3 protein-coding genes are annotated in these 4,799 nt (G+C 71.6%); 1 reads left to right on the top strand and 2 read right to left on the bottom strand.

All coding sequences use genetic code 11. The features are described 5' to 3' along the window. Nucleotides 1–747: M6 family metalloprotease domain-containing protein (locus tag AOK01_RS38120; protein ID WP_245702590.1), on the bottom strand; the 747-nt coding region annotated here is incomplete at its 3' end. A 972-nt stretch (nt 748–1,719) separates the two neighbouring features. Here AOK01_RS38120 and AOK01_RS38115 point away from each other — a divergent pair. After that, nucleotides 1,720–3,465 (top strand): putative bifunctional diguanylate cyclase/phosphodiesterase, encoded by a 1,746-nt coding sequence (locus AOK01_RS38115; RefSeq protein ID WP_063792935.1) that lies wholly within the window; start codon nt 1,720–1,722, stop codon nt 3,463–3,465. On the opposite strand, the gene AOK01_RS38110 is transcribed toward AOK01_RS38115, so the two are convergent. Beyond that, the gene (locus AOK01_RS38110; RefSeq protein WP_055519925.1) at nt 3,456–4,592 is read right to left on the bottom strand and encodes an LLM class flavin-dependent oxidoreductase; all 1,137 of its coding nucleotides are present in this window, start codon (nt 4,590–4,592) and stop codon (nt 3,456–3,458) included. The genes AOK01_RS38115 and AOK01_RS38110 overlap by 10 nt on opposite strands. Nucleotides 4,593–4,799: the final 207 nt, after the last annotated feature.

The following is a 4,799-nucleotide window of genomic DNA, read 5'->3' as shown; positions in this document are numbered from 1 at the left end:
GAGCTTCCACTTGTGCCAGCCGAAGAGGTCGGGGGCGAGCCCGAACTGGCTGCCCATGAGATCCCAGTCGCCGACGTACGTGTCCCAGTCGCCCTTGCCGTCGGCGGGCCGGTGGTAGAGGTCGGGCAGATCGAAGACGTGGCCGGTCTCGTGGGCGAGGACCAGCCGGTCGGGCGGGTGCTTCTCGAACACCGTGACGACCCTGCGGATGTCCTTCCCGTCCGCCCGCAGCGGCACCTCCAGGTTGACCACCTTCGTGGCGTCCGAGTCGACGCCGGGAGCGTCGGGATCGGCGACGAAGTAGACGACGTCGTAGCGGGAGAAGTCGACCCGGCGGTCCGCCGCCGCGAGGGCGTCCCGCAGATACGCGGTGCGCGCCGCCGTGTTCCAGTCACGCCGTATGGCGTACGCGGTCGAGGCCCGCGGCATCCGGATCCACTCACGGAGCGGGTGCGGGCGCAGCCGGAACTTCCCGTACGACGCCCGTTCGAAGAAGCGGCTGGTGGCCGGGAAGTGGTCGGCCGTCAGCTCCGCGGGCCCGGTCAGCGGCTCGGCGTCCGGGAAGGAGAGGAAGACCATGACCGCGTTCAGGCGGCGGACGGGCCGCGGATAGGCGGCGTTCCAGCTGTCCAGGCCCTCGGAGTGGTGGGCCTCGGTCCGCTTGAGCGTGCACGGCACCGAGAGCGGTACGGCGACCGGAGGGCTCGCCAGGGAGGTGGCGGCGAGCGCCGCCATGGAGGTGAACACGGCCGCGGGCCCACGCCACCTCCGCCCGAGCCGCGTATGCCCGAGCCACCTCTGCCCCTGCCACCTCGACCCGGGCCACCTCTGCCCATGCAGCGGACGCGGCACGTCGACCTCCGGATGCGGAATTCGGGATACCGCACCCAGCCTGTGCCGGTTTGATCATTTACGCCCTGTTTATCTGATCCAATGGAGTGAGGAGACCGACACCCGACCGAGAAGACGAGGGAGCACTTGGGGGGCGCCCGGACACACCGACACCCCGAGCACTCACGGAACGTCACAAGTGATCGGCCGGTGAAGGAACCTGTCCAGGTGCGGGCAGAAACGATCTGTCAGAAAGGGGTGCCCTTCCGGGACACTGGACAGTAGCTGGAAGGCCTCACGGCCAGCCTCTATGATCGGCACACTTTCCTGCGCGGACACGGCTAGAGCGGCCGTCCACCACCGGCCGACCCCCCACTAGACCCTGTACGACGAACGAGTGCACAGCGGGAGCGAACGGTGAGCGGAACGTCCGATGGGCCGGCGCCCACGGCAGACCTCGTTCGGTCGGCCGTCACAGAGAGTCATTCTCCGACCTCTCCTCGCGCCGGGACCCCTTCTCATGTGGAACGGGCCCGACGGGTCGAGCCCCTGGCAGACCCCCTGACAGGCCCCCTGTCAGGTCCTCTGTCAGGTCCTCTGGCCGGCCCCTTGACAGGCCCTCCGGCGGGCCCCCTGAAAGATCCTCTCGATCCCCTCCATCCTCTGGGTCCATTGGATCCTCGGGGGGATCCTCTGGGGGAACGCTTGAGCGACACCCCGGCCGCCCTTTCGGCCGGGCTTCCGGCAGGCCTCTCGGCCGAGTTCCCGGTCGGTCTGGCCACCGGACTTCCCGCGAAACTCTCGGCCGCCGGCCCGGCCGGCCCCCCGCCGCACCCGGAAGGCGGCACCGAAGCCGAGACGAACGCTGCATCAAACGCCGAAACAAACATCGGCGCCCGTACTTTTCGAGCCACCTTCGCCGCGGCCCCCCTCGCCATGGCCGTCGTGGACCGCGAGGGCCGGGTCGTCACGGCCAACGACGCCCTGGCCGCGCTGCTCGGCACGGGCGCGGACGGGCACGGCCTGACCGGCCGGATCGCCGCCGACCTGGTGGACCTCGCCTCGGACGCCCGCACCTGGCACGCGTACCGCGAGGTGCTGCGCGGCCGGCAGGCCAGGCTGCGCTGCACCCGACGTCTCAAACATCCCGACGGCCACTCGCTCTGGGCGCAGGTGACGGTCAGTCCGCTGCCCGAGGAGGAGCAGGCCGTGCTGATCTCGGTCTCCGACATCAGCGCCCGCCGGGAGCTCCAGGCCCGTCTGCGGCACCTGCAGATGCACGACCCGGTGACCCGGCTGCCCAACCGCACCCTGTTCTTCGAGCGGCTCGCGGCGGCCCTGGAGGCGGAGGCGTACGAGGAGTCGGGCACCGGCCGGGTCGGCCTGTGCTATCTGGACCTCGACGGATTCAAGGCGGTCAACGACACGCTCGGCCACCGCGTCGGCGACCGGCTGCTCGCGGCCGTCGCCGAGCGGCTGACCCGCTGCGCGAACGAGGCCGGGTACGCGCGGACCGCCACCCCGCTGGTCGCCCGGCTGGGCGGCGACGAGTTCGCGCTGCTGGTCGAGGACTCGACGGGTACGGAGCAGCTCGCGGACCTGGCCGACTCCGTACTGAAGTCGCTGCAGGTGCCCTTCGACCTCTCCGGGCAGCGGCTCTCGGTCTCGGCGTCGATCGGTGTCGTCGAACGGCACGCGGCCGGCACCACCGCGACCGGGCTGATGCAGGCCGCCGACACGACGCTGTACTGGGCGAAGGCCGACGGCAAGTCCCGCTGGACGCTCTTCGACCCGGAGCGCAACGCCCACCGCATGACCCGCCAGGCGCTCTCCTCCACCCTGCGGCCCGCCGTCGAGCGCGGGGAGTTCGCCCTGGAGTACCAGCCGCTGGTGGGCATGGAGGACGGCGGGGTGCGTGGCGTCGAGGCGCTGGTGCGATGGAATCATCCTCAGTTCGGCACACTGACGCCGAATCGGTTCATCGGACTTGCCGAGGAGGACGGTTCGATCGTGCAGCTGGGCCGCTGGGTGCTGGCCACCGCCTGCCGGCAGGCGCGCCGGTGGCAGCTGGAGCATCCGGACGCGGAGCCGATCTTCGTCAGTGTGAACGTGGCGGTGCGCCAGGTCTGGGACTCCGACCTGGTCTCCGACGTGGCGGCGATCCTCGCGGAGACCGGGCTCGCCCCGCACCTGCTCCAGCTGGAGCTCACCGAGTCCGCGGTGATGGGCTCGGCGGGCCGGCCGCTCCAGGCCCTCCAGGCGCTCAGCGACATGGGCGTGGGCATCGCCATCGACGACTTCGGCACGGGCTACTCGAACCTCGCCTACCTGAGCCGGCTGCCGGTCTCGGTGCTGAAGCTCGACGGGTCGTTCGTACGCGGCTTCCAGTACGAGGGCGGCGACGGCTCGGCCGCGCCGCCCAACCCGGCCGACGAGGTCGTCGTCGAGGCGATGATCCAGCTCGCGCACCGGCTCGGTCTGACGGTCACCGCCGAGTGCGTGGAGACGGCGGGCCAGGCGACCAGGCTGCGGCGCATCGGCTGTGACACCGGCCAGGGGTGGCTGTACTCCCGGCCGGTGGCGCCGGATCGTATCTCCGCGCTGCTGACTGCGGCGGCCTGCCCTCAGACCTGAGGCGCCGGCGCCGCGGGCAGTCCGTAGGCGTCCGCGACCAGTTCGTACGAGCGCAGGCGTACCGGACCGCTGTGGGCCATGGCCGTGAGCATCAGCTCGTCGGCGCCGGTGCGCTTGCGGAGGTCGTCGAGGCCGGAGCGGACCTCGTCGGCGGTGCCGTGGATGACGTTCGCGTTCCAGGAGTCGATGAACTCCCGCTCCATCGGGCTGAACTCGTACGCCTCCGCCTCCTCCGGGGTGGGGACCAGGCCGGGGCGGCCGGTGCGCAGGCGGACCATGTTCAGCGCGGCGGCCATGATCTGGCGGCGGGCCTCCTTCTCGTCGTCCGTCGCGAGGGTGGAGACGCCGATGAGGGCGTACGGCGCGTCGAGGACCGCCGACGGCCGGAAGGACTCCCGGTAGAGGTCGAGCGCCGGGACCGTGTTCTGGGCCGAGAAGTGGTGCGCGAAGGCGAAGGGCAGGCCGAGGGTGCCGGCGAGGCGGGCACTGAAGCCGGAGGAGCCGAGCAGCCACACGGGAGGGCGGTTCGGGGACTGGACGCCGCCGGGGGAGGTCGCCTGGATGGGGCCTGGGACCGCGTGGATACGGGCGTACGGGTGGCCGTCCGGGAAGTCGTCGTCCAGGAAGCGGATCAGTTCCGCGAGCTGCTGGGGGAAATCGTCGGCGCCCTCGTTCAACCGTTCCGTGCGGCGCAGGGCCGCGGCCGTGGCGCCGTCGGTGCCCGGGGCCCGGCCGAGGCCGAGGTCGACGCGGCCCGGGGCCATCGCTTCGAGTGTGCCGAACTGCTCCGCGATGACCAGCGGGGCGTGGTTCGGCAGCATGACGCCGCCGGAGCCCAGCCGGATACGGGTCGTGTGGGCGGCCAGGTGGGCGAGGATCACGGCCGGTGAGGAGGAGGCCACGCCCGGCATGGAGTGGTGTTCGGCCACCCAGTAGCGGTGGAATCCGCGGGCTTCCGCGAGGCGGGACAGCTCGACGCTGGTCCGGAGGGCCTCGGTCGCGGTGTGGCCCGCGCCGACGGTGACCAGGTCCAGGACGGACAGGGGCACCGGGGCGGTGCCCTGTGCCTCGCCTCGGATGCCGTCGGCTTGGCTGGTCTCGCTGGGCGTGTGGTCCGGTACCGCCACGGGGGCCTCCTGTTAGTGCTCGCGTTGTCCGCGGATCCCTAACGGGAGGTTGGCTCCGGTTATTCCCCCCGCTGTTTCCTCGCCCCCGCCGCCCCTACCCATTCCCGTCACGTACTCGGGGGCTCCGCCCCCGAACCCCCGCTCCTCAAACGCCGGAGAGGCTGAAGACTTCGCGGCCGAGCTACCATCTTCAGCCCGTCCGGCGTT

Source organism: Streptomyces aurantiacus, assembly GCF_001418335.1.
Taxonomy (GTDB): domain Bacteria; phylum Actinomycetota; class Actinomycetes; order Streptomycetales; family Streptomycetaceae; genus Streptomyces; species Streptomyces aurantiacus.
This window is presented reverse-complemented; position numbering and strand designations above follow the sequence as displayed.